The sequence below is a fragment of the Rickettsia endosymbiont of Urophora cardui genome (assembly GCF_964030725.1).
Taxonomy (GTDB): domain Bacteria; phylum Pseudomonadota; class Alphaproteobacteria; order Rickettsiales; family Rickettsiaceae; genus Rickettsia.
The window spans coordinates 29,959-56,273 of sequence record NZ_CAXIPY010000004.1; the positions used below are offsets into that span (position 1 = coordinate 29,959).

Sequence of the window (26,315 nt, forward strand, 5' to 3'; positions counted from 1 at the left end):
AAAATATTGTCTAAAGTGTTACATTATTATCCTCCGATTTTATAGTTAATTTTTTGCCTTTAGCTGTAGCGATTCTATAACTTTCAGTATTGAGTTCAAGAATTGAAGAATGGTGAACCAATCTGTCAATAACTGCTGACGTAGTCATTTCATCTTTAAAAATAGTATTCCATTTTGCAAAAACTAAATTGCTAGTAATTAATACACTACGCATTTCATAACGTTCAGCTAATAAGGTAAATAAAACATCAGTTTCTTCACGATTATATGGTACATATGATATATCATCAATTATCAATATCAGGAGTTTCGCACTTAGCAAATAATATGCTAATCTAGAGAAAAATAGTTTTAGATAAAAATGACAAGATCAAAATGTAGCAAAGATTTATATAAATCATTCTTACAAGCAAGTAGTGTAAGATATACTAGCAAAGCATTATCTGAAGTAAGTCCATTAGATCTATCGCACGATAGTGCAAGTCGATGGTTAAAGAGTAAGGATTTTCGCCCTAGCGAAATCTATAGCAAAGTGTCAAAATATATTGATCTGGAAGATCCTTGTTTATTAGTGGGAGATGACACCTTATTGTCAAAGCAATACAGTAAGAGGATCGAGCTTGTAAATTATCAATATTCTGGGGCTGTACATGATGTTATACCTGGTATAGGAATGGTAAACTTACTGCATTACAATACTCAAATTGATCAATCTACTCCTGTAGATTATAGAATATATGATAAAGAAACTGATGGTAAAACAAAGAACGAGCATTTTTGTGATATGCTTACTTTAGCTAAAGAAAGAGGTATCAAGCCTGATGCTATAGTTATGGATGCTTGGTATAGTGGTTTGGATAATTTAAAACATATACGTAATTTAGGTTGGATATGGGTTACCAACCTAAGAAAAAATAGAAAAGTTAATCGTAATGTTAGCTTGGAAACTTTAGAGATTCCCGATGAAGGGCTAAAAATTCACCTACGTGGATACGGTTGGGTTACGGTATTTAAGTTTGTGGCAAAAAATGGTCGCATTGATTACATAACAACTAATTTAGAGAATCCTACACGTGAGCAAATAGAGAAAATTGTTAAGGCGCGTTGGTCTATAGAAGTTTATCATCGAGAATTGAAACAAACTTGTGGTATTGAATGCTGTCAGGCACGCACGGGTCGAGCTCAAAGAAATCATATTTGCCTTGCTGTATTGGCCTGGCTTGATATGAACAAAAGGAGGATAAATGAAAACATTACTTTATATCAACAAACTTGGGAAGTTATAAAAACATCAATTCAGAACAACATTAAATGGCTTCTAACTAATACACAATTTTGCTAAGTGCGAAACTCCTGAATATTTCAAAATAATCGAATTTTTTAATAATTTGCTTAAGTTTTAAACTAAGCTTTGCTTCTAGTAATTGTTGAACCAAATTAGCTGCTGTTGTATATAATACACGTCTACCAGCAAGACACCACTCACGTGCTAAACCTATACTAAGATGACTTTTGCCAGTGCCAGGATTACCAAAAATAAGTATATTTTCATAGCGATCCATAAATTCTCCTTGTGCAAGATATTGGATCTTAGTTGGCGATAATCCTGGGATACGCTTAATATCAAAGTTGCTTAATAACTTATCTCGAGAGAGTTTTGCTTGCTTCAGCAATCTGGCAATACGTTGTTGTTGTCTATGTTCTAACTCACGTATGGCTAACTCCTGTAGATAATCTATATATGTTTTCTTTTCTTGCTCAAAGCTTTCTGCAACTGATTTATAGCACGATGCAAAAGTAGGTAAGCAAAGGTTCTTGAGTAAATTATTTAGCGGTTGCGGAGTTATTATCTGTTTACTCATGCAACCTCCATTGTTTTAAAGCAATGTAATTGATCATATTCAGACAGTATTGGTTGATTAATTTTTACTGAACAAACAGTTTGAGTTTGGCTATTTAGTAAATCTGTAATATGATCAATTATTGGCTCAATCTTCTTTTCTAATAGCACTTCTAATGCAGTAACTACATTCAATTCTCCATACATTTTTGCTAATTGTAATATTTTAAGATATATTTTATGCCCTTTATATGGATATATAGAGATAAGCTGGTCATATACCTGACGAAATATAGCACGTGGGAATAAAGCTTCATAATATTGATATTGAACAAATGCTCCAGGTTTACGTACTAAACTATCAATAATATGTCTATAATCAATAACATAGCCATTGCTGATTCTAGACATTTTTTGTAAACATTTGTTACCATAGTAAAGCTCTATTTCTTCAGAATAAATATAAGCTTTTAAAGTATAACCTATTAAGCGACTAGGCACAGAATAAGCTACAGATAAAATACTAACTGTACTGCTTGGATTAACACGTACTGATAATATTGTAGGTGCATTCCATTTCCTGATTGGTAACTCTTTTAAATGAACTAATTCTTCAGCTAATTTTTCTTTTCTACAGCTATTTCGCTTTTCTTTAATTTGTGTAAGGAATAATTCATAAGCTTTTAAATCAACAAAATTACGTGATCCACGTAATAGCAGATGTTGATTCACTGCTTGCTTAAATGTATAGCTAACGCGGAAAGGTTTTTACCATAGTTTTTGTATTTACTCACATATTCACCAGATCTAAATCCTATTAAACATTGCTGGACTAACTTTAAAAACTGTTTACGTAAAATTATTGATCAATGCCTAAGTTTTTCCTAATCTGTGGTAGAAACATTTCCGTGTTAGCTATAAGAGGAAAGATGAAGAAAAATAAAGTAAAAATTTTCAGTGCTTCAGAAAAAACGGGGATAGTATTAGAATTAATAAAAGAGGAGTCGACACTTGGTCAGTTAGCTTCAAAATATGCAATAAGTGTTAAAACAATTCAAAATTGGAAAAAACAGTTTTTAGGTAATGCGGCATTAGCTTTTGAACCAGCTAAAGTTTTGAGTGAATATCAAGAACAAATAAATCATTTACAAGAGCAAAATGATGAACTTGCTAAAGCTCTTGGTAGAATCACAGTTGAGAGGGACTGGGCCGTGGGAAAGCTCAAAAGCTTGGATTTATCAAATAAAAAGAGTCTTGTACACTCCAAGCTAAATCAACTCTCAAAATCAAGACAGTGTGAACTATTAAAGATTAGTCGATCTACAGCCTACTATAAATCCAAGGAGATGAGTATAAATAAATTAAGTATTTTAAATAGAATAGATGAAATATATACAGATAATCCTGAATTTGGTTATCGCTATATTCATCAACAGTTACTAGAAGATGGGTTTATTGTCGGTAAAGATCGAGTACTGAAATATATGAGGATGATGGGTATAGAAGCTATTTACCCACATAAGAAAAAATCTACTTCTCGAAACGATAGTGAGCATAAGATCTATAGCTACTTACTTGATCAATATTGGACTAAATCTGGCTCAACAAAGCAAGTGTATGTGCCTAATGTGAATGAGGTTTGGAGTGGTGACATTACTTACATTAGAACTAATGGTGGCTTTATGTATATGGCAGCTATTATAGATTGGCATAGCAAGGCCATATTGAGCTATAAACTGTCAAATGCTATGGATGCATCTCTTGTAACTGATGTCTTGAAACAAGCTCTCAGTAAGTATAACGCTCCACAGATATTTAATAGTGATCAAGGTAGCCAATATACCAGTTATGACCACATAAATATTCTCAAGGAGCATGATATCCAAATTTCAATGAATGGCAAAGGTAGAAGTATTGATAATATAGTAATAGAAAGGTTTTTTAGAACTTTAAAATATAATTGTATCTTTATTAATGATTTTAACAATGTTAAAGAGTTAAAAGAGGGGATTGATCATTATCTGAATAAATATAATTATCACAGATTTCATGCAAGTATTGGTTATAAAAAGCCTATGAATGTATATCTGAATTATATGCAAAATTATCAGCAAATGGCTGCCTGATAATCGAAAAATTAGGAAAACATACTACTCATTTTTTTGTCTTGATTTTTCATGTATGGACCTCCTGTAGAATGCAAGAAAAAAATAACATCAATAATAAAAACAAACAAATGCAGTCATGTATCCGGCTTATAGCTGATAAATCAACCTAATTTATTCTACAGCCCTGATGGAATTCGCTGGCTTACAAACTATATACTTATCAGTCCATCGGCTTCTAAAAGAGCCACTGAAAAACGCAGTTTTTTTGTAAGCTAAGGTTTGTCTTATTTACCATCAATATTAATTATCTCAAGCATATTTCGGGTTGGAATCTCTTACATATTGTTTTGCTTTTACCTATTCATTATATAAATCACCATTTATTTTACTTATAAGTGCTATGCTACACACTCTTTAGCTACAAACTTTACTCTCTACATAATCATCTCCTGATCTTAGTACAGCAAACACCACTCTTGCCAACTTATTAGCTATGGCAACTGTCGTTTTATTATGGCTACTTCGCTCAGATAAATTAAACATCCATTTCGTAAATTGGCTAAAATCTTTTTTAGATTTCTGTTCTTCCGATGTAAATCTTATCTTGGCATTTAGTACAGCTCTAGCCCCTTGAATTAATAAAGTGCGTAAGTATACATCACCTCGCTTGCTAATTCCCAGCAGCTTATCCTTCCCACCACTTGAATGTTGTCTTGGCACTAATCCTAGCCATGCCGATAATTGCCTGCCATTCTCAAAACTTGTAGCATTACCTATTGATGCTATTAAAGCAGTAGCAGTAATTAAACCAAGACCAGGTATAGCTCTTAATCGTTGATATTGAGTTAGGTTACTTGCTATCATTGTTAATCGTTTTTCTATCTCTTTTATTTTTCTGTTATTATCTAAGAATTCTTCTTTTAGTTCACTAAATGTTTGATAACTTAACTGGCTTAATTTCCCTGCATCTAAAATCTCAATTAATTTTGTGATAACCTTATTAATGCCTTGAGGAACAATAAAACCAAACTCATGTAGTAGCCCCCTAATTTCATTAGCAAGTGCTGTACGATTTTTTACCAATCTCTCTCTTACCCTATGTATTGATAAAATTTCTTGTTGCTCTATAGTTTTAATTGCAACAAATCTCATATTAGGTCTTGTCACGGCTTCACATATCGCTTCAGCATCTGCTTGATCATTTTTATTAGTTTTAACATATGGTTTGACAAATTGCGGTGCCATTAGTTTTACTTCATGCCCTAATTTAGTTATTTCTCTTGCCCAATAACTAGAACCACCACAAGCTTCCATCCCTACTAAACATTGTGGTAAATTAGCCATAAATGTCAAAACCTGATCTCTCATCAATTTTTTCTTTAATACTGTCTTGCCATTTTTATCTACACCATGAATTTGAAAAATTCTTTTTGCAATATCTATACCAATTGTAGTAACCTCCATATGGACCTCCTTAATTGTTGTTTTAATATGTTAAATATTAACCCTAGAAGATTAGCAACTGCTTTTCATTCTCTATATCAGGAGGTCCATACCATTAGTCCACTATCGATTTAAGAATACGAGTAATAAAAAGTTTAACAGATGGTAAAACAATAACAGGAGTTTCGCACTTAGCAAATAATATGCTAATCTAGAGAAAAATAGTTTTAGATAAAAATGACAAGATCAAAATGTAGCAAAGATTTATATAAATCATTCTTACAAGCAAGTAGTGTAAGATATACTAGCAAAGCATTATCTGAAGTAAGTCCATTAGATCTATCGCACGATATTGCAAGTCGATGGTTAAAGAGTAAGGATTTTCGCCCTAGCGAAATCTATAGCAAAGTGTCAAAATATATTGATCTGGAAGATCCTTGTTTATTAGTGGGAGATGACACCTTATTGTCAAAGCAATACAGTAAGAGGATCGAGCTTGTAAATTATCAATATTCTGGGGCTGTACATGATGTTATACCTGGTATAGGAATGGTAAACTTACTGCATTACAATACTCAAATTGATCAATCTACTCCTGTAGATTATAGAATATATGATAAAGAAACTGATGGTAAAACAAAGAACGAGCATTTTTGTGATATGCTTACTTTAGCTAAAGAAAGAGGTATCAAGCCTGATGCTATAGTTATGGATGCTTGGTATAGTGGTTTGGATAATTTAAAACATATACGTAATTTAGGTTGGATATGGGTTACCAACCTAAGAAAAAATAGAAAAGTTAATCGTAATGTTAGCTTGGAAACTTTAGAGATTCCCGATGAAGGGCTAAAAATTCACCTACGTGGATACGGTTGGGTTACGGTATTTAAGTTTGTGGCAAAAAATGGTCGCATTGATTACATAACAACTAATTTAGAGAATCCTACACGTGAGCAAATAGAGAAAATTGTTAAGGCGCGTTGGTCTATAGAAGTTTATCATCGAGAATTGAAACAAACTTGTGGTATTGAATGCTGTCAGGCACGCACGGGTCGAGCTCAAAGAAATCATATTTGCCTTGCTGTATTGGCCTGGCTTGATATGAACAAAAGGAGGATAAATGAAAACATTACTTTATATCAACAAACTTGGGAAGTTATAAAAACATCAATTCAGAACAACATTAAATGGCTTCTAACTAATACACAATTTTGCTAAGTGCGAAACTCCTGAATAAAAGAGACTGCAGAGATATACTCTATTAGTAGGAAGACTATAATAGAGTGGAAAAAAGTAAAGAAACAAACTGGCGATGTCAAAGCAAAAAGTGGTTATCATACAGGACATCGTAGAATAATTAAGAGACATAGAGGGATTTAAAAAATTTATAGAACTTAATTTTGATAAAACCACCATGGAGCTAGCTAAGAACTGGAGTCAAAAAGTATCCGCAAGTACTATATCAAGATTGCTTAATAAATTAGGTTATAGTTATAAAAAAAACTTTTCTTCATCCCAAAAGGGATATTGGTCTAAGGAATGAGTTTATATTGAAACTAAAAACTATAGATAAACAAGATTTAGTATTTATAGATGAGTCTGGGATAGAAGATAATAGCTGTAGAGAACACGGGTGGAGCATTATCGGTCAAAGATGTTATGGTGAAAAGGTCTATCAACATCAATCACGTATTAGTATGATTGCTGGGCTGTGTGTCAAAGATATGATTGCCCCGATAATATTTGATGGAACATGTAATAAGAACATTTTTGAAACTTATGTACAAGAGATATTGATCAAGGAATTAAAGCCTAGTCAGATAGTCGTAATGGATAATATTAATGTCCCCCTTCGGGGATCAAAAATCCCTCGCCTTTAGGCGAAGGGAAGATATAATGAAATTGCTTTAGCAATGAATTTATATCAAGAAATATGAGAAGTTATAGAAAGAATAGTCATAGTCAGTATGATTTAAAAGTGCATCTTATATGGATACCAAAATATAGGAAGAGAATATTGATAGGCAAAGTATCGGAAAGGACTAGAGATTTACTGAGGCAGATTTGCATGGAACATGAAGTACATATAATTTCAGGGAAAATATCATGTGATCACGTACATATGTTTATCTCATATAAGCCGCAAATATCTCTTAGCAAGTTAGTACAGTATTTAAAAGGCATTAGCTCAAGAATTTTATTGCAAGAATTTACTCATTTACGAAAACAATTTTGGGGCAATCATTTGTGGGCTAGGGGCTATATGGCAGTCAGTTCAGGTAATATAACTGATGAAATGATACAGCACTATATTGATGAACAGGAAGGTGAACCTGTGAATGATGATCGATTTCTAATCGATTCCACTTTATAACCCCTCAGCTTATAGCTGAGGGTTGTTTAGTTTTCATAAAAGTACAAAAGTGAAAACGTTAATTGAATCTGTTGGTTGCAGTATTTTATTTTTACCAACTTATTCTCCTGATTTAAATCCTATTGAGCATTACTGGTTTAAAATCAAGAATGAAATTAGGAAAGTTGCAGGAGATTTTGAAACATTCTATGATGCTGTTTACTATGTTCTTAAAAAAGTCACTACCTTACCGCATTAAGCTATAGTTTTTCAAGACAGGCTCTTAGCAATAGATGTGACAAATCCAAACATAGTGATGGTTAACTTATGTTAAAACAATATATAAAATATATCGTTATACTATTGATGACAATTGGAATCGTAAAGGCTAGCATAGCTGTAAATTATCAAGAGTTAAGTGATGACAATTTACGAGAAGCGTTTTATAGCAAGAGGAATGAAATAAAGGAACTAAGAGCAAAAATAGGAGGTCCAACCGTACGTGAAAATAGACAAACTCAGTCAACGGATATCATGAATAATATTACTGCAATAAGCACACTATTGCAAAAAGAACAAGAACATGGTGTGAACAATTATGATAAAGTATTACAGTATCAGGATCAGATAGCACAATTACATGAAAATCTTAACTATCTTATAAAACAGGATGAGATCTCAATAGAGTATAATAAAAATCTTAATATTTTGCAGAATGAATTTAAGAATATAGAATACGAACTCACTGTTCGCCGTAATAATCATAATGTCACTTCTGATACTCAACAAGAGGTTAGTATTGCATTACCATTAGAACGCCATTCCCCAGTAACACTTACACAAAGCTCCAATTCAGATTTGGCGTCTGTATCAGATAATCATAATCTTAATAGTCTAACTCACACTATATCTGAAGTGCATGATGTTGGTCACGTACAAGTATCTAATACACCCTCATCATCAGATCATCATGAAGTAGATAATAATATACGAAGTAGTGCTTCATATACTATAGAAGACCCAAACATACGTCGCTTATTAACTTCCACTCCTAATTCAACAGCAGAATCACCACATAGTATATCTGATATATCTCAAGTGCATAATGTTGATTACGTACAAGTATTCAATACACCCTCATCATCAGATTATTATGAAGTAGATAATAATACACGAAGTAGTGCTTCATATATTATAGAACACCCAAATATACATCACTTATTATATACTTCCACTCTTAATCCAACAGACAAGAAGCTTGAGGGTAATTTAAAGGATGAATTAGCAAGTGCTGATAAGAACAATGATGAGAATACAAAAAATGTCGTGAGAAAATTAGTATTTGATCCTAATGTATTGAAAGAAGAGACTAGTAGTCAACAAAATCATAAATGCTTAAGTATGGCTGATGAATTAGTAGAGGGTTCTTGTTCAAATATTAGAGCAAAAAAAAGATCATTAGAGCATATTAATTTAATAGAGACTAAAGATCAGTCTAGCACAGAAGATTTATTGGTACTAGAAAACGACTTATCTGATGAGATTATAGAAAACTGGGAGTTTGAAGATCAAGAGTTTGCCGAAGAGACCGAGGATACAAATAGAATATCTACAACTGACAGTGAAGAAGTGGCAATAGATGATTCCTCTAAGGATTCACCCACCACATCTATTAATACTGTAATAAACACAGAAGGATTGTCAGAAGGTGTAGATGAGACAAAGCCAGTAGCATTAAACAATGAAATTCATAATATAAATAAGAAGGCTGCAGTTGAAATGCATCATCTGAAGGCAATAATAGATGTAGCAAGTGCAAGTTATGCCATGCCTCATAATATTATCAAGAACAGACTATTGAATGATGATTTTATGCCGATAGCAGCAGGGGATGAGAATAAGCAAGGCAGTACTGGAATATGGACAAGTGCTGGTTACTCTATCTCAAAGCAAGGAAACTTCAGTAATCACTTGCCATATAAAAGCAGAATGGCAGTTATGACTATCGGCGGAGATATAGCGTTAGGAGACAGTAGCATCTTGGGTATTGCTTATAGCAATGCTAAGGCAAATCTGAAGTTTAATAGTTTAAAGGGCAAGAGCCGTATTAACTCGCATATTTTAAGCATCTATTCTCAGCATGGTTTGCAACGCAATTTCTATTTTCAGTTAGTAGGGTCTGCAGCATCAAGCACTATTAAATCTAAGATTGTAGGTGAGAATAAAAAGGAGTTATATGTCGATAATATCATCTTAGAGAGCAATCTAACTTACCGCCATAGCTTTAGTAATGGTATGCAGTTATTACCTACAATAGGCCTGAGATACAACTACTTACGTGGAGGAGTTGATAAAGGACAAAAGCAAGCAGAACAAACAATTCTTGTAAATCACAAGCATGAGAGAATCTTAAGCTCAGACTTTGGTATCAAGGTAATCTTCAATCCTATTGAGTTTGGTTCATCTGTGCAGTTAACCCCAACCATGCATGCATGTTTAGAGAGAAGAATAACGAACGATCGTAAAATATTAATAGCAAGTATTACTCAAGGAGCAGTGATAAAAGGAGACGTGCGTGTTAAACTACCAAGAGCTGTTAGGAATAAATATAATGTAGGAGCCGGGTTAATTGCTCAAAGAAGAAACGTAAAGCTACAATTAGCTTACAATTATAGAACTCAAAAATCCTATAAGGAACATGCATCTGTAATACAACTACAGATTAACCTGTAAAGAAGGTTTTCTCAGAAAGTTTATATGTGTGCAAGAGAAGGTATAATGGACTAATGGTATGGACCTCCTGATATAGAGAATGAAAAGCAGTTGCTAATCTTCTAGGGTTAATATTTAACATATTAAAACAACAATTAAGGAGGTCCATATGGAGGTTACTACAATTGGTATAGATATTGCAAAAAGAATTTTTCAAATTCATGGTGTAGATAAAAATGGCAAGACAGTATTAAAGAAAAAATTGATGAGAGATCAGGTTTTGACATTTATGGCTAATTTACCACAATGTTTAGTAGGGATGGAAGCTTGTGGTGGTTCTAGTTATTGGGCAAGAGAAATAACTAAATTAGGGCATGAAGTAAAACTAATGGCACCGCAATTTGTCAAACCATATGTTAAAACTAATAAAAATGATCAAGCAGATGCTGAAGCGATATGTGAAGCCGTGACAAGACCTAATATGAGATTTGTTGCAATTAAAACTATAGAGCAACAAGAAATTTTATCAATACATAGGGTAAGAGAGAGATTGGTAAAAAATCGTACAGCACTTGCTAATGAAATTAGGGGGCTACTACATGAGTTTGGTTTTATTGTTCCTCAAGGCATTAATAAGGTTATCACAAAATTAATTGAGATTTTAGATGCAGGGAAATTAAGCCAGTTAAGTTATCAAACATTTAGTGAACTAAAAGAAGAATTCTTAGATAATAACAGAAAAATAAAAGAGATAGAAAAACGATTAACAATGATAGCAAGTAACCTAACTCAATATCAACGATTAAGAGCTATACCTGGTCTTGGTTTAATTACTGCTACTGCTTTAATAGCATCAATAGGTAATGCTACAAGTTTTGAGAATGGCAGGCAATTATCGGCATGGCTAGGATTAGTGCCAAGACAACATTCAAGTGGTGGGAAGGATAAGCTGCTGGGAATTAGCAAGCGAGGTGATGTATACTTACGCACTTTATTAATTCAAGGGGCTAGAGCTGTACTAAATGCCAAGATAAGATTTACATCGGAAGAACAGAAATCTAAAAAAGATTTTAGCCAATTTACGAAATGGATGTTTAATTTATCTGAGCGAAGTAGCCATAATAAAACGACAGTTGCCATAGCTAATAAGTTGGCAAGAGTGGTGTTTGCTGTACTAAGATCAGGAGATGATTATGTAGAGAGTAAAGTTTGTAGCTAAAGAGTGTGTAGCATAGCACTTATAAGTAAAATAAATGGTGATTTATATAATGAATAGGTAAAAGCAAAACAATATGTAAGAGATTCCAACCCGAAATATGCTTGAGATAATTAATATTGATGGTAAATAAGACAAACCTTAGCTTACAAAAAAACTGCGTTTTTCAGTGGCTCTTTTAGAAGCCGATGGACTGATAAGTATATAGTTTGTAAGCCAGCGAATTCCATCAGGGCTGTAGAATAAATTAGGTTGATTTATCAGCTATAAGCCGGATACATGACTGCATTTGTTTGTTTTTATTATTGATGTTATTTTTTTCTTGCATTCTACAGGAGGTCCATACATGAAAAAATTGGACAAAAAAATGAAGGAGTGTGTTTCCGCAATAAGTTAGAATAAATAGCAATAAACTTAAGAGGAAAGATGAAGAAAAATAAAGTAAAAATTTTCAGTGCTTCAGAAAAAACGGGGATAGTATTAGAATTAATCTCTCAGGGTTTAATTCCCCGAAGCTCTGCTTCGTGATATCATAAGAAACAACTAAAACTTTTTTAGATACCTCGTAGCTCTGCTGCGAGGAGCATCATTAAAAGAGGAGTCGACACTTGGTCAGTTAGCTTCAAAATATGCAATAAGTGTTAAAACAATTCAAAATTGGAAAAAACAGTTTTTAGGTAATGCGGCATTAGCTTTTGAACCAGCTAAAGTTTTGAGTGAATATCAAGAACAAATAAATCATTTACAAGAGCAAAATGATGAACTTGCTAAAGCTCTTGGTAGAATCACAGTTGAGAGGGACTGGGCCGTGGGAAAGCTCAAAAGCTTGGATTTATCAAATAAAAAGAGTCTTGTACACTCCAAGCTAAATCAACTCTCAAAATCAAGACAGTGTGAACTATTAAAGATTAGTCGATCTACAGCCTACTATAAATCCAAGGAGATGAGTATAAATAAATTAAGTATTTTAAATAGAATAGATGAAATATATACAGATAATCCTGAATTTGGTTATCGCTATATTCATCAACAGTTACTAGAAGATGGTTTTATTGTCGGTAAAGATCGAGTACTGAAATATATGAGGATGATGGGTATAGAAGCTATTTACCCACATAAGGGCTCTGTCTCATCAATTGTGTAAATTTCGTGAACCATTAAATTCTACCATCAAATTTGATCATAAAATGAGCCATAGCTTCATTCCAATTGGGGATAGGCATAGACCATTTTTTGGTAATATAATCAATTGTCAGATATAAAACCTTAAATACTGCGTCATCATTTGGAAAGATGCGTTTATTCTTAGTAACTTTTCTCAATTGGCTATTCAGCGATTCTATCGCATTTGTAGTGTAAATAGAGTCTTTTGCAATGATTGTGTAAATTTTTGTTGAGCCTATATTAGAAGTAATTAAAAATATAGGTAACAGAAATGCAAATAGAGAAGAATAAAAAAATAAATGAAGCAATAGATTTGCTGATAGAAGGCGGAGTAGATTTAAAAACAGTACTAAGTCAGAATGGATTAATTAAGGAATTAACCAAGGGTATTTTAGAGCGAGCACTGCATGCTGAGATGTCAGAACATTTAGGTTATAGCAAGTATGATAGAGCTGAAACTGAGAATGCGAGGAATGGTAGTTTTAGTAAGAATCTGATTAGTGAGAATGGTACTATAGAGCTAAATGTTCCAAGAGACAGACAAGGTAAATTTGAACCTATAATAGTCTCAAAGAAACAAACAAGAATAGATGGCTTAGACCAAAAGATAATATCCTTATATGCGAAGGGTATGAGTGTGTCTGATATTAAAACACAATTGCAAGAATTATATGGAGCTGAGATCAGTGAGAGCCTAATCAGCAGGATTACAGATGAAGTAATAGATGAGGTCAAGATTTGGCAGAGTAGACCTCTTGAATCAGTATACCCTATAGTATATTTTGACTGTTTAGTAGTGAAAGTAAGACAAGATAAACTTATTATTAATAAATCAGTATATGTAGCTTTAGGAATAGATTTATCTGGCAGAAAGGATATTTTAGGCTTATGGATAAGTGAGAATGAAGGAGCTAAATTTTGGCTTGGTAATTTTACTGAAATGAAGAATCGAGGAGTAAAAGATATCTTAATTGCTTGTAGTGATAATCTAACTGGTATGTCTGATGCTATTGCATCAGTATATCCGAAAACTGAACATCAAATTTGTATTGTCCATCAGATCAGGAATAGCCTCAAATATGTATCATATAAAGATAGAAAGCAATTAGCAGCGGATTTGAAACTAATCTATACTTCTGCTACTGAAAAAGAAGCAGAATTAGCTCTTGAGTCATTTGATCAAAAATGGAGTAAGCAATATCCGCATATAGCTAAATCTTGGTATAATAATTGGGATAATTTGATAATTTTCTTGCAATATCCAAAGGAGATTCGTAAGATTATTTACACTACAAATGCGATAGAATCGCTGAATAGCCAATTGAGAAAAGTTACTAAGAATAAACGCATCTTTCCAAATGATGACGCAGTATTTAAAGTTTTATATCTGACAATTGATTATATTACCAAAAAATGGTCTATGCCTATCCCCAATTGGAATGAAGCTATGGCTCATTTTATGATCAAATTTGATGGTAGAATTTAATGGTTCACGAAATTTACACAATTGATGAGACAGAGCCTGTAAATAATCTTACGAATCTCCTTTGGATATTGCAAGAAAATTATCAAATTATCCCAATTATTATACCAAGATTTAGCTATATGCGGATATTGCTTACTCCATTTTTGATCAAATGACTCAAGAGCTAATTCTGCTTCTTTTTCAGTAGCAGAAGTATAGATTAGTTTCAAATCCGCTGCTAATTGCTTTCTATCTTTATATGATACATATTTGAGGCTATTCCTGATCTGATGGACAATACAAATTTGATGTTCAGTTTTCGGATATACTGATGCAATAGCATCAGACATACCAGTTAGATTATCACTACAAGCAATTAAGATATCTTTTACTCCTCGATTCTTCATTTCAGTAAAATTACCAAGCCAAAATTTAGCTCCTTCATTCTCACTTATAGCTAACACGGAAATGTTTCTACCACAGATTAGGAAAAACTTAGGCATTGATCAATAATTTTACGTAAACAGTTTTTAAAGTTAGTCCAGCAATGTTTAATAGGATTTAGATCTGGTGAATATGTGAGTAAATACAAAAACTATGGTAAAAACCTTTCCGCGTTAGCTATATCCATAAGCCTAAAATATCCTTTCTGCCAGATAAATCTATTCCTAAAGCTACATATACTGATTTATTAATAATAAGTTTATCTTGTCTTACTTTCACTACTAAACAGTCAAAATATACTATAGGGTATACTGATTCAAGAGGTCTACTCTGCCAAATCTTGACCTCATCTATTACTTCATCTGTAATCCTGCTGATTAGGCTCTCACTGATCTCAGCTCCATATAATTCTTGCAATTGTGTTTTAATATCAGACACACTCATACCCTTCGCATATAAGGATATTATCTTTTGGTCTAAGCCATCTATTCTTGTTTGTTTCTTTGAGACTATTATAGGTTCAAATTTACCTTGTCTGTCTCTTGGAACATTTAGCTCTATAGTACCATTCTCACTAATCAGATTCTTACTAAAACTACCATTCCTCGCATTCTCAGTTTCAGCTCTATCATACTTGCTATAACCTAAATGTTCTGACATCTCAGCATGCAGTGCTCGCTCTAAAATACCCTTGGTTAATTCCTTAATTAATCCATTCTGACTTAGTACTGTTTTTAAATCTACTCCGCCTTCTATCAGCAAATCTATTGCTTCATTTATTTTTTTATTCTTCTCTATTTGCATTTCTGTTACCTATATTTTTAATTACTTCTAATATAGGCTCAACAAAAATTTACACAATCATTGCAAAAGACTCCACATAAGAAAAAATCTACTTCTCGAAACGATAGTGAGCATAAGATCTATAGCTACTTACTTGATCAATATTGGACTAAATCTGGCTCAACAAAGCAAGTGTATGTGCCTAATGTGAATGAGGTTTGGAGTGGTGACATTACTTACATTAGAACTAATGGTGGCTTTAGGTAAATTCCAGTATTAATTAAGCCAGATTTATATTTTCTTCCCATACCTCATTGGGTGTTTTATAACCGAGCACTTTTCTTGGTAAATTATTTAAAAAATCCTCAATTTCTTGTAATTGCTTTATTGTTAATTTTTTTATATCTAAAGATTTAGAGTATACTCTGTGCACCATTGAGTTAATCTTCTCTATCAATGGTTTTTGCCATGGAGAATAAGGATTGCAAAAATATACTTTTCGTTCAGATTTTGGCAATAGTTGTTCATGATTGGTAAATTCTTTGCCATTATCTAACGTTATGCTTTTGATTATATGCGACAATTGTTTAAGTTTTTTATTCATGTTACCAATCACATCTTGTGTTCTTTTTGAACGGTTTAAAGTGAGAAACACTTTTTGTGTTCTGATATCCACAAGAGCGCCTATATTACGACTTTGATTACCTTTGTTAAAAGTTAAATCACCTTCTAAATGACCTATTGCTGCTATCTTTCTATTTATCTCTGGTCTTTCAGTAATGGAAACTCGATTTGGTATTGTAATTCTTTTGTTTCTGATTCTTGTACCATGATGCAACCTATTTTTCCTTTTTCTTGCTAAAGATAAATATAATTTTTGCCTTTGTGCTATAGGAGATGTATAAATAAACTGGTATATACTCTCTGTAGAAATATTGACAGTATCTCGTGATAGTTTACGTCTACCTGAAATTATATCTGGTGAAATACCCTGTGTTAACTGCTTTATTATTTCTGCTCGTAAATTATTATCAATATCTAATTTTCTTTTTCTCTTACCTTGCCTTAAACTGCAAGCAAGTGTGTTAGCCCTATCTGGTCTATAATTATGCCTCATTCTCTTGAGTTCATAACATATAGTGCTTTTATCACGGCCAATCTTTGTCCCTATATAGCTAACACGGAAATGTTTCTACCACAGATTAGGAAAAACTTAGGCATTGATCAATAATTTTACGTAAACAGTTTTTAAAGTTAGTCCAGCAATGTTTAATAGGATTTAGATCTGGTGAATATGTGAGTAAATACAAAAACTATGGTAAAAACCTTTCCGCGTTAGCTATATCATGACTTTTTTCAACAGAACCATTTTCATGACTGACGCCTGGATTATTTCGCGATGGTGCAACATTGTAATAACCAAGCAATTCTTGCCATCTTTCTGTAAATTGTCTACTATTACCACATTGCTTGGTAGCTGCACTTAAATTATCTGTACGATGCTCTGGTAAAACTCCACCTAACTCCCATACAGCTTTTTCAAACCCTGATGCTAATGTATCAAAACTTTCACTATGGCATATGCTAAAAGTTTCCCAACATGAATAAGGCAACATAAAATGAAATAGTAAGTGAGGATATGGTTGCCCACCAATACAAATACCCAATTGATTCATATTGGTCCAATCAGACTGACTCTGTTTGCCAGGAAGAATATTTTGTAAAAAGATTACTGTCTTATCCTTACCATGTGCAGCTCTCCATTGTTTCAACCTTTTCTGCAAACAGCGTAATTGCTTCCCATTATAATTCCCATGATACTTTTCTGTCAAATATGCTAATATGGTAGTTGCTTGCAACTCCGGTGCTGATTCTAGCATTGATTCTATTTCATCCCAGTGCTTCACAAATGGATCCTTACGTGTCCTATATTTACGTATTGTGCGTAATTCGCTTGGATACTTATTAATACGTAAATACTTACGTGCCGTTTTTACACTCATACCTGCTTTTGCAGCAGAAATTATCTGATTATATTTTTTGATCTTTTGCATTAAAATACCTACTTGGTTATTTGTACATGTCATCAGTAATTCGCGAATAATATTTAAATATTTAAAAATAAATTTTTATTCGATTTTACTGTCCATAGTTACTTCTTTTTTATAGGTAATTTTAATGTTCGTTGAGGGTAATTCTAATATTCGTTAGTCAGCAAAAGACTCTTTGATAATTTTCTTGCAATATCCAAAGGAGATTCGTAAGATTATTTACACTACAAATGCGATAGAATCGCTGAATAGCCAATTGAGAAAAGTTACTAAGAATAAACGCATCTTTCCAAATGATGACGCAGTATTTAAGGTTTTATATCTGACAATTGATTATATTACCAAAAAATGGTCTATGCCTATCCCCAATTGGAATGAAGCTATGGCTCATTTTATGATCAAATTTGATGGTAGAATTTAATGGTTCACGAAATTTACACAATTGATGAGACAGAGCCTGAAATAAGCTATTCTGAGCTGTTAACAATAGTGCTTGGAAAGTTCTATAATTAATTAAGCCAGATATAATCAATTTTTAATCTCTCAGGGTTTAATTCCCCGAAGCTCTGCTTCGTGATATCATAAGAAGGAAAGTTCTATAATTAATTAAGCCAGATATAATCAATTTTTAATCTCTCAGGGTTTAATTCCCCGAAGCTCTGCTTCGTGATATCATAAGAAACAACTAAAACTTTTTTAGATACCTCGTAGCTCTGCTGCGAGGAGCATCATTAACCAAATGTAATTTTAGACCAAAAAACCAACTTTTTGTTGTTTTACCCAAAGCAGCAATACCGGCAAAGACTTTATTACGAGAGATTCTTTTTCGATGACAAACCTCTAAAGATGTGGCGTCAATATAAGAAACTCCCGTAGATTGAGCTGCCTGCATATACCATTCAAGTAATAAAACTAAATAACTCAGAACTCTTGGTTTTAGAGCTATAAAACGAGTATATCAGGAGTTTCGCACTTAGCAAAGTTGCGAATCAGTTAAAAGCCATCTGATATTGTTTTGAATTGATGTTTTTATAACTTCCCAAGTTTGTTGATATAAAGTAATGTTTTCATTTATCCTCCTTTTATTCATATCAAGCCAGGCAAATACTGCAAGGCAAATATGATTTCTTTGAGCTCGGCCCGTGCGTGCCTGACAGCGTTCAATACCACAAGTTTGTTTTAATTCTCGATGATAAACCTCTATAGACCAACGTGCCTTAACAATTTTCTCTATTTGCTCACGTGTGGGATTTTCCAAGTTCGTTGTTATGTAATCAATGCGACCATTCTTTGCCACAAACTTAAATACCGTAACCCAACCGTATCCACGTAGGTGAATTTTTAGCCCCTCATCGGGTATCTCTAAACTTTCCAAGCTAACATTATGATTAACTTTTCTATTTTTCCTTAGGGTGGTAACCCATAGCCAGCCTAAATTACGTATATGTTTTAAATTCTCCAACCCGCTATACCAAGCATCCATGACTATGGCATCAGGATTGAGACCTCTTTCTTTAGCTAAAGTAAGCATATCACAAAAATGCTCATTCTTTGTTTTACCATCAGTGTCTTTATCATATACAGGAGTTTCGCACTTAGCAAATAATATGCTAATCTAGAGAAAAATAGTTTTAGATAAAAATGACAAGATCAAAATGTAGCAAAGATTTATATAAATCATTCTTACAAGCAAGTAGTGTAAGATATACTAGCAAAGCATTATCTGAAGTAAGTCCATTAGATCTATCGCACGATAGTGCAAGTCGATGGTTAAAGAGTAAGGATTTTCGCCCTAGCGAAATCTATAGCAAAGTGTCAAAATATATTGATCTGGAAGATCCTTGTTTATTAGTGGGAGATGACACCTTATTGTCAAAGCAATACAGTAAGAGGATCGAGCTTATAAATTATCAATATTCTGGGGCTGTACATGATGTTATACCTGGTATAGGAATGGTAAACTTACTGCATTACAATACTCAAATTGATCAATCTACTCCTGTAGATTATAGAATATATGATAAAGAAACTGATGGTAAAACAAAGAACGAGCATTTTTGTGATATGCTTACTTTAGCTAAAGAAAGAGGTATCAAGCCTGATGCTATAGTTATGGATGCTTGGTATAGTGGTTTGGATAATTTAAAACATATACGTAATTTAGGTTGGATATGGGTTACCAACCTAAGAAAAAATAGAAAAGTTAATCGTAATGTTAGCTTGGAAACTTTAGAGATTCCCGATGAAGGGCTAAAAATTCACCTACGTGGATACGGTTGGGTTACGGTATTTAAGTTTGTGGCAAAAAATGGTCGCATTGATTACATAACAACTAATTTAGAGAATCCTACACGTGAGCAAATAGAGAAAATTGTTAAGGCGCGTTGGTCTATAGAAGTTTATCATCGAGAATTGAAACAAACTTGTGGTATTGAATGCTGTCAGGCACGCACGGGTCGAGCTCAAAGAAATCATATTTGCCTTGCTGTATTGGCCTGGCTTGATATGAACAAAAGGAGGATAAATGAAAACATTACTTTATATCAACAAACTTGGGAAGTTATAAAAACATCAATTCAGAACAACATTAAATGGCTTCTAACTAATACACAATTTTGCTAAGTGCGAAACTCCTTATATATTCTATAATCTACGGGAGTAGATTGAGCAATTTTAGTATTGTAATGTAGTAAGTTTACCATTCCTATACCAGGTATAACATCATGTACAGCTCCAGAATATTGATAACGTACAAGCTCAATCTTCTGACTGTATTGCTTTGATAATAAGGTGTCATCCCCCACTAATAAACACGGTGCTTCCCAATCTATATATTTTGACACTTCCTTATAGATTTCGCTAGGACGAAAATCCTTACTCTTTAACCATCGACTTGCACTATCGTGAGATAGATCTACTGGACTCACTTCAGATAATGCCTTGCTAGTATATCTGACACTACTTGCTTGTAAAAATGATTTATATAAGTCCTTGCTACATTTTGTTCTTGTCATTTTTATCTAAAACTATTTTTCTCTAGATTAACATACTTTTTGCTAAGTGCGAAACTCCTGTATATGAGGAAAGTTCTATAATTAATTAAGCCAGATATAATCAATTTTTAATCTCTCAGGGTTTAATTCCCCGAAGCTCTGCTTCGTGATATCATAAGAAACAACTAAAACTTTTTTAGATACCTCGTAGCTCTGCTGCGAGGAGCATCATTTAAGCCAGATTTATATTTTCTTCCCATACCTCATTGGGTGTTTTATAACCGAGCACTTTTCTTGGTAAATTATTTAAAAAATCCTCAATTTCTTGTAATTGCTTTATTGTTAATTTTTTTATATCTAAAGATTTAGAGTATACTCTGTGCACCATTGAGTTAATCTTCTCTATCAATGGTTTTTGCCATGGAGAATAAGGATTGCAAAAATATACTTTTCGTTCAGATTTTGGCAATAGTTGTTCATGATTGGTAAATTCTTTGCCATTATCTAACGTTATGCTTTTGATTATATGCGACAATTGTTTAAGTTTTTTATTCATGTTACCAATCACATCTTGTGTTCTTTTTGAACGGTTTAACGTGAGAAACACTTTTTGTGTTCTGATATCCACAAGAGCGCCTATATTACGACTTTGATTACCTTTGTTAAAAGTTAAATCACCTTATAAATGACCTATTGCTGCTATCTTTCTATTTATCTCTGGTCTTTCAGTAATGGAAACTCGATTTGGTATTGTAATTCTTTTGTTTCTGATTCTTGTACCATGATGCAACCTATTTTTCCTTTTTCTTGCTAAAGATAAATATAATTTTTGCCTTTGTGCTATAGGAGATGTATAAATAAACTGGTATATACTCTCTGTAGAAATATTGACAGTATCTCGTGATAGTTTACATCTACCTGAAATTATATCTGGTGAAATACCCTGTGTTAACTGCTTTATTATTTCTGCTCGTAAATTATTATCAATATCTAATTTTCTTTTTCTCTTACCTTGCCTTAAACTGCAAGCAAGTGTGTTAGCCCTATCTGGTCTATAATTATGCCTCATTCTCTTGAGTTCATAACATATAGTGCTTTTATCACGGCCAATCTTTGTCCCTATATATCGCGAGCTATAACCACTCTTATTCATTTCGTATATTTTAAATCTTTCATCTATCGTTAAATGAGCCATGATATATCTATATTTAAATGATGCTCCTCGTAGCTCTGCTGCGAGGAGCATCATTTAATTATAGAACTTCCCTTCATTCTCACTTATCCATAAGCCTAAAATATCCTTTCTGCCAGATAAATCTATTCCTAAAGCTACATATACTGATTTATTAATAATAAGTTTATCTTGTCTTACTTTCACTACTAAACAGTCAAAATATACTATAGGGTATACTGATTCAAGAGGTCTACTCTGCCAAATCTTGACCTCATCTATTACTTCATCTGTAATCCTGCTGATTAGGCTCTCACTGATCTCAGCTCCATATAATTCTTGCAATTGTGTTTTAATATCAGACACACTCATACCCTTCGCATATAAGGATATTATCTTTTGGTCTAAGCCATCTATTCTTGTTTGTTTCTTTGAGACTATTATAGGTTCAAATTTACCTTGTCTGTCTCTTGGAACATTTAGCTCTATAGTACCATTCTCACTAATCAGATTCTTACTAAAACTACCATTCCTCGCATTCTCAGTTTCAGCTCTATCATACTTGCTATAACCTAAATGTTCTGACATCTCAGCATGCAGTGCTCGCTCTAAAATACCCTTGGTTAATTCCTTAATTAATCCATTCTGACTTAGTACTGTTTTTAAATCTACTCCACCTTCTATCAGCAAATCTATTGCTTCATTTATTTTTTTATTCTTCTCTATTTGCATTTCTGTTACCTATATTTTTAATTACTTCTAATATAGGCTCAACAAAAATTTACACAATCATTGCAAAAGACTCTACTCATTTTTTTGTCTTGATTTTTCATGTATGGACCTCCTGTAGAATGCAAGAAAAAAATAACATCAATAATAAAAACAAACAAATGCAGTCATGTATCCGGCTTATAGCTGATAAATCAACCTAATTTATTCTACAGCCCTGATGGAATTCGCTGGCTTACAAACTATATACTTATCAGTCCATCGGCTTCTAAAAGAGCCACTGAAAAACGCAGTTTTTTTGTAAGCTAAGGTTTGTCTTATTTACCATCAATATTAATTATCTCAAGCATATTTCGGGTGGGAATCTCTTACATATTGTTTTGCTTTTACCTATTCATTATATAAATCACCATTTATTTTACTTATAAGTGCTATGCTACACACTCTTTAGCTACAAACTTTACTCTCTACATAATCATCTCCTGATCTTAGTACAGCAAACACCACTCTTGCCAACTTATTAGCTATGGCAACTGTCGTTTTATTATGGCTACTTCGCTCGGCTTTGTTGCATAAATAAAATTTGTAGAGCAAGAGTGGTGATAATCTGGTAAGATGTCCTGAATTAAAAAATAATCCAGATTATATGAGATCTCGGAAGAAAGCCCCTTTTAGTAAATCACGCAAGTATTCTAAATATAAAATAACGAATTGGTCAGAATATAATAATTTTTTACGCAATAGGGGTCGCATAGATTTTATGATTGCCAGTGATTTGGCGATTGGCTGGTATGCTGATTACAGAGAGGAAATGAAACGAGGAAGACCTAGACGCTATAGTGATCACGCTATATTACAGTGTTTGAAGATCAGATGCTTATTCGGTCTTAAGTTACGCCAAACCCAAGGCTTTATAAACTGGCTCTTTGAAATATCGGGTTTATCTATTAGATGTCCAGACTATACAACATTAAGTAAGCGTATGAAGTCATTAGATCTTAGGTATTTACATGGAAATCAAGATAAAGAATTTAGTTGTATTTCAATGGATAGTACAGGGATACAAGCCTACACAGGGAACGAATGGCTAGAAAATAAGCATGGTAAGCAATATAAGCGTCGCATATGGAAAAAGCTACATATCGTTATAGAAGATCAAGGTATGATACTTGCCGATAGTACCACAGAGCATACTATAGATGATAGATCACAGATTGGACTACTAATAGCTAATGTCAGAGCCAAGGATTTTCTGGGAGATCGAGGGTATGACGGTGAATCTACATATCAATTGTTGAGAAAGAAGAAGATAAAACCAGTTATTAGACCCCCAAACTCTTCAGTAAAAGTTCAATCGCTTAGGGATAAAACTGAGAGAGATGCAGCTGTTATATATCAACAAAACAAAGGATACCAAGCATGGAGGGTAAAGAATAATTATGGTAGAAGGGAGCGTGTAGAGAACACGTTCTTTCGATTTAAAACTTCTTTTGGTAGTAAGTTTCTATCAAGACATGATCAAAATATGACAAAAGAAATGTCTATTAAATGCCACTTATTAAACAAAATGTTTGAAATTGGTAAACCTATCTCTGTGCCTGTTGGCTAGGCTAGCATTGCGGGGTTAGGGGCAGTATATTCAAAAGCTTATTTATGCAACAAAGCCGAGCACTGCATGCTGAGATGTCAGAACATTTAGGTTATAGCAAGTATGATAGAGCTGAAACTGAGAATGCGAGGAATGGTAGTTTTAGTAAGAATCTGATTAGTGAGAATGGTACTATAGAGATAAATGTTCCAAGAGACAGACAAGGTAAATTTGAACCTATAATAGTCTCAAAGAAACAAACAAGAATAGATGGCTTAGACCAAAAGATAATATCCTTATATGCGAAGGGTATGAGTGTGTCTGATATTAAAACACAATTGCAAGAATTATATGGAGCTGAGATCAGTGAGAGCCTAATCAGCAGGATTACAGATGAAGTAATAGATGAGGTCAAGATTTGGCAGAGTAGACCTCTTGAGTCAGTATACCCTATAGTATATTTTGACTGTTTAGTAGTGAAAGTAAGACAAGATAAACTTATTATTAATAAATCAGTATATGTAGCTTTAGGAATAGATTTATCTGGCAGAAAGGATATTTTAGGCTTATGGATAAGTGAGAATGAAGGAGCTAAATTTTGGCTTGGTAATTTTACTGAAATGAAGAATCGAGGAGTAAAAGATATCTTAATTGCTTGTAGTGATAATCTAACTGGTATGTCTGATGCTATTGCATCAGTATATCCGAAAACTGAACATCAAATTTGTATTGTCCATCAGATCAGGAATAGCCTCAAATATGTATCATATAAAGATAGAAAGCAATTAGCAGCGGATTTGAAACTAATCTATACTTCTGCTACTGAAAAAGAAGCAGAATTAGCTCTTGAGTCATTTGATCAAAAATGGAGTAAGCAATATCCGCATATAGCTAAATCTTGGTATAATAATTGGGATAATTTGATAATTTTCTTGCAATATCCAAAGGAGATTCGTAAGATTATTTACACTACAAATGCGATAGAATCGCTGAATAGCCAATTGAGAAAAGTTACTAAGAATAAACGCATCTTTCCAAATGATGACGCAGTATTTAAAGTTTTATATCTGACAATTGATTATATTACCAAAAAATGGTCTATGCCTATCCCCAATTGGAATGAAGCTATGGCTCATTTTATGATCAAATTTGATGGTAGAATTTAATGGTTCACGAAATTTACACAATTGATGAGACAGAGCCCAATGGTGCACAGAGTATACTCTAAATCTTTAGATATAAAAAAATTAACAATAAAGCAATTACAAGAAATTGAGGATTTTTTAAATAATTTACCAAGAAAAGTGCTCGGTTATAAAACACCCAATGAGGTATGGGAAGAAAATATAAATCTGGCTTAACTAAACAACCCTCAGCTATAAGCTGAGGGGTTATAAAGTGGAATCGATTAGAAATCGATCATCATTTACTGGCTCACCTTCTTGTTCATCAATATACTGCTGTATCATTTCGTCAGTAATATTACCTGAACTCACCGCCATATATCCTCTAGCCCAAAAATGATTACCCCAAAATTGTTTCCTTAAATGAGCAAATTCTTGCAATAATATTCTTGAGCTACTCCCTTTTAGATATTGTACAAGCTTACTTAAAGCCACTTGAGGACGGTATGAAATAAATATATGAACATGATCACAAGATACTTTACCTGAAATTATATATGCTTCATGTTCCATGCAAATTTGCCTTAATAAATCCCTGACTCTCTCAGCTACTTTTCCTACCAATGCTCTTTTTCTATACTTTGGTATCCATATAATATGTACTTTTAAATCATACTGGCTATGACTATTTTTTCTATAACTTCTCATATCTTTTTATAAATTCGTTGCTAAAGCAACTTCATTATATCTTCCCTTCGCCTGAAGGCGAGGGATTTTTTATCCCCGTAGGGGGACATTAATACTGGAATTTACCACTCATGCAACCTCCATTGTTTTAAAGCAATGTAATTGATCATATTCAGACAGTATTGGTTGATTAATTTTTACTGAACAAACAGTTTGAGTCTGGCTATTTAGTAAATCTGTAATATGATCAATTATTGGCTCAATCTTCTTTTCTAATAGCACTTCTAATGCAGTAACTACATTCAATTCTCCATACATTTTTGCTAATTGTAATATTTTAAGATATATTTTATGCCCTTTATATGGATATATAGTCCGTCCGCCAAAACTCTACAAGCCTTATAGATAATATGGTTTTAAGACAAGAAGTAATACAACAATCCG

The 26,315-nt window shown here is 33.1% G+C and carries 21 protein-coding genes and 12 pseudogenes; 16 read left to right on the top strand and 17 right to left on the bottom strand.

Going from position 1 to position 26,315, the window contains the following annotated elements; all coding sequences use genetic code 11:
- Positions 1-10 precede the first annotated feature (10 nt).
- Positions 11-322, bottom strand: coding sequence for an ATP-binding protein (locus tag AAHI98_RS03225; RefSeq protein WP_342225037.1), 312 nt, complete (start codon positions 320-322; stop codon positions 11-13).
- A 39-nt stretch (positions 323-361) separates the two neighbouring features.
- Here AAHI98_RS03225 and AAHI98_RS03230 point away from each other — a divergent pair, with 39 nt between their 5' ends.
- Positions 362-1,342 (top strand): IS701 family transposase, encoded by a 981-nt coding sequence (locus AAHI98_RS03230; RefSeq protein WP_342224656.1) that lies wholly within the window; start codon positions 362-364, stop codon positions 1,340-1,342.
- On the opposite strand, the gene AAHI98_RS03235 is transcribed toward AAHI98_RS03230, so the two are convergent.
- Positions 1,323-1,862 (bottom strand): ATP-binding protein, encoded by a 540-nt coding sequence (locus AAHI98_RS03235; protein WP_342225038.1) that lies wholly within the window; start codon positions 1,860-1,862, stop codon positions 1,323-1,325. The two genes, AAHI98_RS03230 and AAHI98_RS03235, sit on opposite strands and share 20 nt — an antisense overlap.
- Positions 1,859-2,572, bottom strand: a complete 714-nt coding sequence (locus AAHI98_RS03240; protein ID WP_342224780.1) for a Mu transposase domain-containing protein — start codon at positions 2,570-2,572, stop codon at positions 1,859-1,861. Before AAHI98_RS03240 ends, AAHI98_RS03235 begins: the two co-directional genes overlap by 4 nt.
- Before the next feature lie 197 nt (positions 2,573-2,769).
- Here AAHI98_RS03240 and AAHI98_RS03245 point away from each other — a divergent pair, with 197 nt between their 5' ends.
- Positions 2,770-3,966, top strand: coding sequence for an IS3 family transposase (locus AAHI98_RS03245; RefSeq protein ID WP_342225039.1), 1,197 nt, complete (start codon positions 2,770-2,772; stop codon positions 3,964-3,966).
- A 396-nt stretch (positions 3,967-4,362) separates the two neighbouring features.
- Here the strand turns inward: AAHI98_RS03245 and AAHI98_RS03250 are convergent, their stop codons facing one another.
- Entirely contained in the window at positions 4,363-5,412 is a 1,050-nt protein-coding gene (locus AAHI98_RS03250) for an IS110 family RNA-guided transposase (protein ID WP_342224642.1), read from the bottom strand.
- Between the two features lie 216 nt (positions 5,413-5,628).
- On the opposite strand from AAHI98_RS03250, the gene AAHI98_RS03255 reads away from it, so the two are divergent.
- From AAHI98_RS03255 to AAHI98_RS03285, 7 genes and pseudogenes are all read left to right on the top strand, one after another.
- Positions 5,629-6,609, top strand: a complete 981-nt coding sequence (locus AAHI98_RS03255) for an IS701 family transposase (protein ID WP_342225040.1) — start codon at positions 5,629-5,631, stop codon at positions 6,607-6,609.
- Between the two features lie 332 nt (positions 6,610-6,941).
- A complete protein-coding gene (locus AAHI98_RS03260; RefSeq protein WP_342225041.1) occupies positions 6,942-7,271 on the top strand; it encodes a transposase in 330 nt (109 codons plus the stop codon).
- Between the two features lie 53 nt (positions 7,272-7,324).
- Positions 7,325-7,765 (top strand): IS200/IS605 family transposase, encoded by a 441-nt coding sequence (tnpA, locus tag AAHI98_RS03265; RefSeq protein ID WP_095568239.1) that lies wholly within the window; start codon positions 7,325-7,327, stop codon positions 7,763-7,765.
- A gap of 28 nt (positions 7,766-7,793) precedes the next feature.
- A pseudogene (locus AAHI98_RS03270) lies at positions 7,794-8,003 on the top strand (transposase); the annotation flags it as partial.
- Positions 8,004-8,071: 68 nt separating this feature from the next.
- Positions 8,072-10,477 carry an autotransporter outer membrane beta-barrel domain-containing protein gene (locus AAHI98_RS03275; protein ID WP_342225042.1) on the top strand — a complete coding sequence of 802 codons (2,406 nt, stop codon included), beginning with the start codon at positions 8,072-8,074 and terminating at the stop codon, positions 10,475-10,477.
- A gap of 148 nt (positions 10,478-10,625) precedes the next feature.
- Positions 10,626-11,675, top strand: coding sequence for an IS110 family RNA-guided transposase (locus AAHI98_RS03280; RefSeq protein ID WP_342224642.1), 1,050 nt, complete (start codon positions 10,626-10,628; stop codon positions 11,673-11,675).
- 709 nt (positions 11,676-12,384) lie between these two features.
- Positions 12,385-12,816, top strand: coding sequence for an IS3 family transposase (locus tag AAHI98_RS03285; protein ID WP_342225043.1), 432 nt, complete (start codon positions 12,385-12,387; stop codon positions 12,814-12,816).
- A gap of 13 nt (positions 12,817-12,829) precedes the next feature.
- Here the strand turns inward: AAHI98_RS03285 and AAHI98_RS03290 are convergent.
- Positions 12,830-13,033: pseudogene (locus AAHI98_RS03290) on the bottom strand (transposase); the annotation flags it as partial.
- Between the two features lie 74 nt (positions 13,034-13,107).
- On the opposite strand from AAHI98_RS03290, the gene AAHI98_RS03295 reads away from it, so the two are divergent.
- Entirely contained in the window at positions 13,108-14,322 is a 1,215-nt protein-coding gene (locus tag AAHI98_RS03295; protein ID WP_342224662.1) for an IS256 family transposase, read from the top strand.
- Between the two features lie 11 nt (positions 14,323-14,333).
- Here the strand turns inward: AAHI98_RS03295 and AAHI98_RS03300 are convergent.
- Positions 14,334-14,756: pseudogene (locus tag AAHI98_RS03300) on the bottom strand (IS256 family transposase); the annotation flags it as partial.
- Positions 14,757-14,928: 172 nt separating this feature from the next.
- Positions 14,929-15,549 (bottom strand): annotated as a pseudogene (locus tag AAHI98_RS03305) (IS256 family transposase); the annotation flags it as partial.
- A gap of 60 nt (positions 15,550-15,609) precedes the next feature.
- Here AAHI98_RS03305 and AAHI98_RS03310 point away from each other — a divergent pair.
- The gene (locus AAHI98_RS03310; RefSeq protein ID WP_342225046.1) at positions 15,610-15,795 is read left to right on the top strand and encodes a hypothetical protein; all 186 of its coding nucleotides are present in this window, start codon (positions 15,610-15,612) and stop codon (positions 15,793-15,795) included.
- Between the two features lie 13 nt (positions 15,796-15,808).
- Here AAHI98_RS03310 and AAHI98_RS03315 read toward each other — a convergent pair.
- Both AAHI98_RS03315 and AAHI98_RS03320 read right to left on the bottom strand, forming a co-directional pair.
- Positions 15,809-16,702: pseudogene (locus tag AAHI98_RS03315) on the bottom strand (IS30 family transposase); the annotation flags it as partial.
- A gap of 139 nt (positions 16,703-16,841) precedes the next feature.
- Positions 16,842-17,615 carry a hypothetical protein gene (locus tag AAHI98_RS03320; RefSeq protein WP_342225047.1) on the bottom strand — a complete coding sequence of 258 codons (774 nt, stop codon included), beginning with the start codon at positions 17,613-17,615 and terminating at the stop codon, positions 16,842-16,844.
- 133 nt (positions 17,616-17,748) lie between these two features.
- Between AAHI98_RS03320 and AAHI98_RS03325 the strand changes: the two are divergent.
- Positions 17,749-18,000, top strand: a pseudogene (locus AAHI98_RS03325) (transposase); the annotation flags it as partial.
- Between the two features lie 312 nt (positions 18,001-18,312).
- Here AAHI98_RS03325 and AAHI98_RS03330 read toward each other — a convergent pair.
- Positions 18,313-18,537: pseudogene (locus AAHI98_RS03330) on the bottom strand (transposase); the annotation flags it as partial.
- A 15-nt stretch (positions 18,538-18,552) separates the two neighbouring features.
- Complete coding sequence (locus tag AAHI98_RS03335) at positions 18,553-19,194, bottom strand: transposase (RefSeq protein ID WP_342225360.1); 642 nt, start codon at positions 19,192-19,194, stop codon at positions 18,553-18,555.
- A gap of 26 nt (positions 19,195-19,220) precedes the next feature.
- On the opposite strand from AAHI98_RS03335, the gene AAHI98_RS03340 reads away from it, so the two are divergent.
- On the top strand, positions 19,221-20,201 hold the full coding sequence (locus AAHI98_RS03340) for an IS701 family transposase (RefSeq protein WP_342225049.1): 981 nt from the start codon (positions 19,221-19,223) through the stop codon (positions 20,199-20,201).
- A 14-nt stretch (positions 20,202-20,215) separates the two neighbouring features.
- On the opposite strand, the pseudogene AAHI98_RS03345 reads toward AAHI98_RS03340, so the two are convergent.
- From AAHI98_RS03345 to AAHI98_RS03365, 4 genes and pseudogenes are all read right to left on the bottom strand, one after another.
- Positions 20,216-20,593 (bottom strand): annotated as a pseudogene (locus AAHI98_RS03345) (IS701 family transposase); the annotation flags it as partial.
- A gap of 211 nt (positions 20,594-20,804) precedes the next feature.
- Positions 20,805-21,767 (bottom strand): annotated as a pseudogene (locus tag AAHI98_RS18455) (IS30 family transposase).
- A gap of 60 nt (positions 21,768-21,827) precedes the next feature.
- A pseudogene (locus AAHI98_RS03360) lies at positions 21,828-22,475 on the bottom strand (IS256 family transposase); the annotation flags it as partial.
- Positions 22,476-22,919: 444 nt separating this feature from the next.
- Positions 22,920-23,066: a hypothetical protein gene (locus AAHI98_RS03365; RefSeq protein WP_342225052.1), complete on the bottom strand. Its 147-nt coding sequence runs from the start codon at positions 23,064-23,066 to the stop codon at positions 22,920-22,922.
- A 52-nt stretch (positions 23,067-23,118) separates the two neighbouring features.
- Between AAHI98_RS03365 and AAHI98_RS03370 the strand changes: the two genes are divergently transcribed.
- From AAHI98_RS03370 to AAHI98_RS03380, 3 genes and pseudogenes are all read left to right on the top strand, one after another.
- Positions 23,119-24,081, top strand: a complete 963-nt coding sequence (locus AAHI98_RS03370; RefSeq protein WP_342224734.1) for an IS5 family transposase — start codon at positions 23,119-23,121, stop codon at positions 24,079-24,081.
- A gap of 6 nt (positions 24,082-24,087) precedes the next feature.
- Positions 24,088-25,226, top strand: a pseudogene (locus tag AAHI98_RS03375) (IS256 family transposase).
- Between the two features lie 39 nt (positions 25,227-25,265).
- A pseudogene (locus AAHI98_RS03380) lies at positions 25,266-25,421 on the top strand (IS30 family transposase); the annotation flags it as partial.
- Between the two features lie 30 nt (positions 25,422-25,451).
- Here AAHI98_RS03380 and tnpA (AAHI98_RS03385) read toward each other — a convergent pair.
- Complete coding sequence (tnpA, locus tag AAHI98_RS03385) at positions 25,452-25,892, bottom strand: IS200/IS605 family transposase (RefSeq protein WP_342225002.1); 441 nt, start codon at positions 25,890-25,892, stop codon at positions 25,452-25,454.
- Positions 25,893-26,000: 108 nt separating this feature from the next.
- A complete protein-coding gene (locus tag AAHI98_RS03390) occupies positions 26,001-26,177 on the bottom strand; it encodes a hypothetical protein (RefSeq protein WP_342224661.1) in 177 nt (58 codons plus the stop codon).
- Positions 26,178-26,315 lie beyond the last annotated feature (138 nt).

Bases quoted from the DNA above. Each gene is read 5' to 3' on its own strand.
- AAHI98_RS03255 (WP_342225040.1), top strand. From the start codon at position 5,629: ATGACAAGATCAAAATGTAGCAAAGATTTATATAAATCATTCTTACAA.
- AAHI98_RS03295 (WP_342224662.1), top strand. From the start codon at position 13,108: ATGCAAATAGAGAAGAATAAAAAAATAAATGAAGCAATAGATTTGCTG.
- AAHI98_RS03230 (WP_342224656.1), top strand. From the start codon at position 362: ATGACAAGATCAAAATGTAGCAAAGATTTATATAAATCATTCTTACAA.
- AAHI98_RS03280 (WP_342224642.1), top strand. From the start codon at position 10,626: ATGGAGGTTACTACAATTGGTATAGATATTGCAAAAAGAATTTTTCAA.
- AAHI98_RS03320 (WP_342225047.1), bottom strand. From the start codon at position 17,615: ATGACATGTACAAATAACCAAGTAGGTATTTTAATGCAAAAGATCAAA.
- AAHI98_RS03340 (WP_342225049.1), top strand. From the start codon at position 19,221: ATGACAAGATCAAAATGTAGCAAAGATTTATATAAATCATTCTTACAA.
- AAHI98_RS03275 (WP_342225042.1), top strand. From the start codon at position 8,072: ATGTTAAAACAATATATAAAATATATCGTTATACTATTGATGACAATT.
- tnpA (WP_095568239.1), top strand. From the start codon at position 7,325: ATGAGAAGTTATAGAAAGAATAGTCATAGTCAGTATGATTTAAAAGTG.
- AAHI98_RS03370 (WP_342224734.1), top strand. From the start codon at position 23,119: ATGAGATCTCGGAAGAAAGCCCCTTTTAGTAAATCACGCAAGTATTCT.
- AAHI98_RS03235 (WP_342225038.1), bottom strand. From the start codon at position 1,862: ATGAGTAAACAGATAATAACTCCGCAACCGCTAAATAATTTACTCAAG.
- tnpA (WP_342225002.1), bottom strand. From the start codon at position 25,892: ATGAGAAGTTATAGAAAAAATAGTCATAGCCAGTATGATTTAAAAGTA.
- AAHI98_RS03250 (WP_342224642.1), bottom strand. From the start codon at position 5,412: ATGGAGGTTACTACAATTGGTATAGATATTGCAAAAAGAATTTTTCAA.
- AAHI98_RS03245 (WP_342225039.1), top strand. From the start codon at position 2,770: ATGAAGAAAAATAAAGTAAAAATTTTCAGTGCTTCAGAAAAAACGGGG.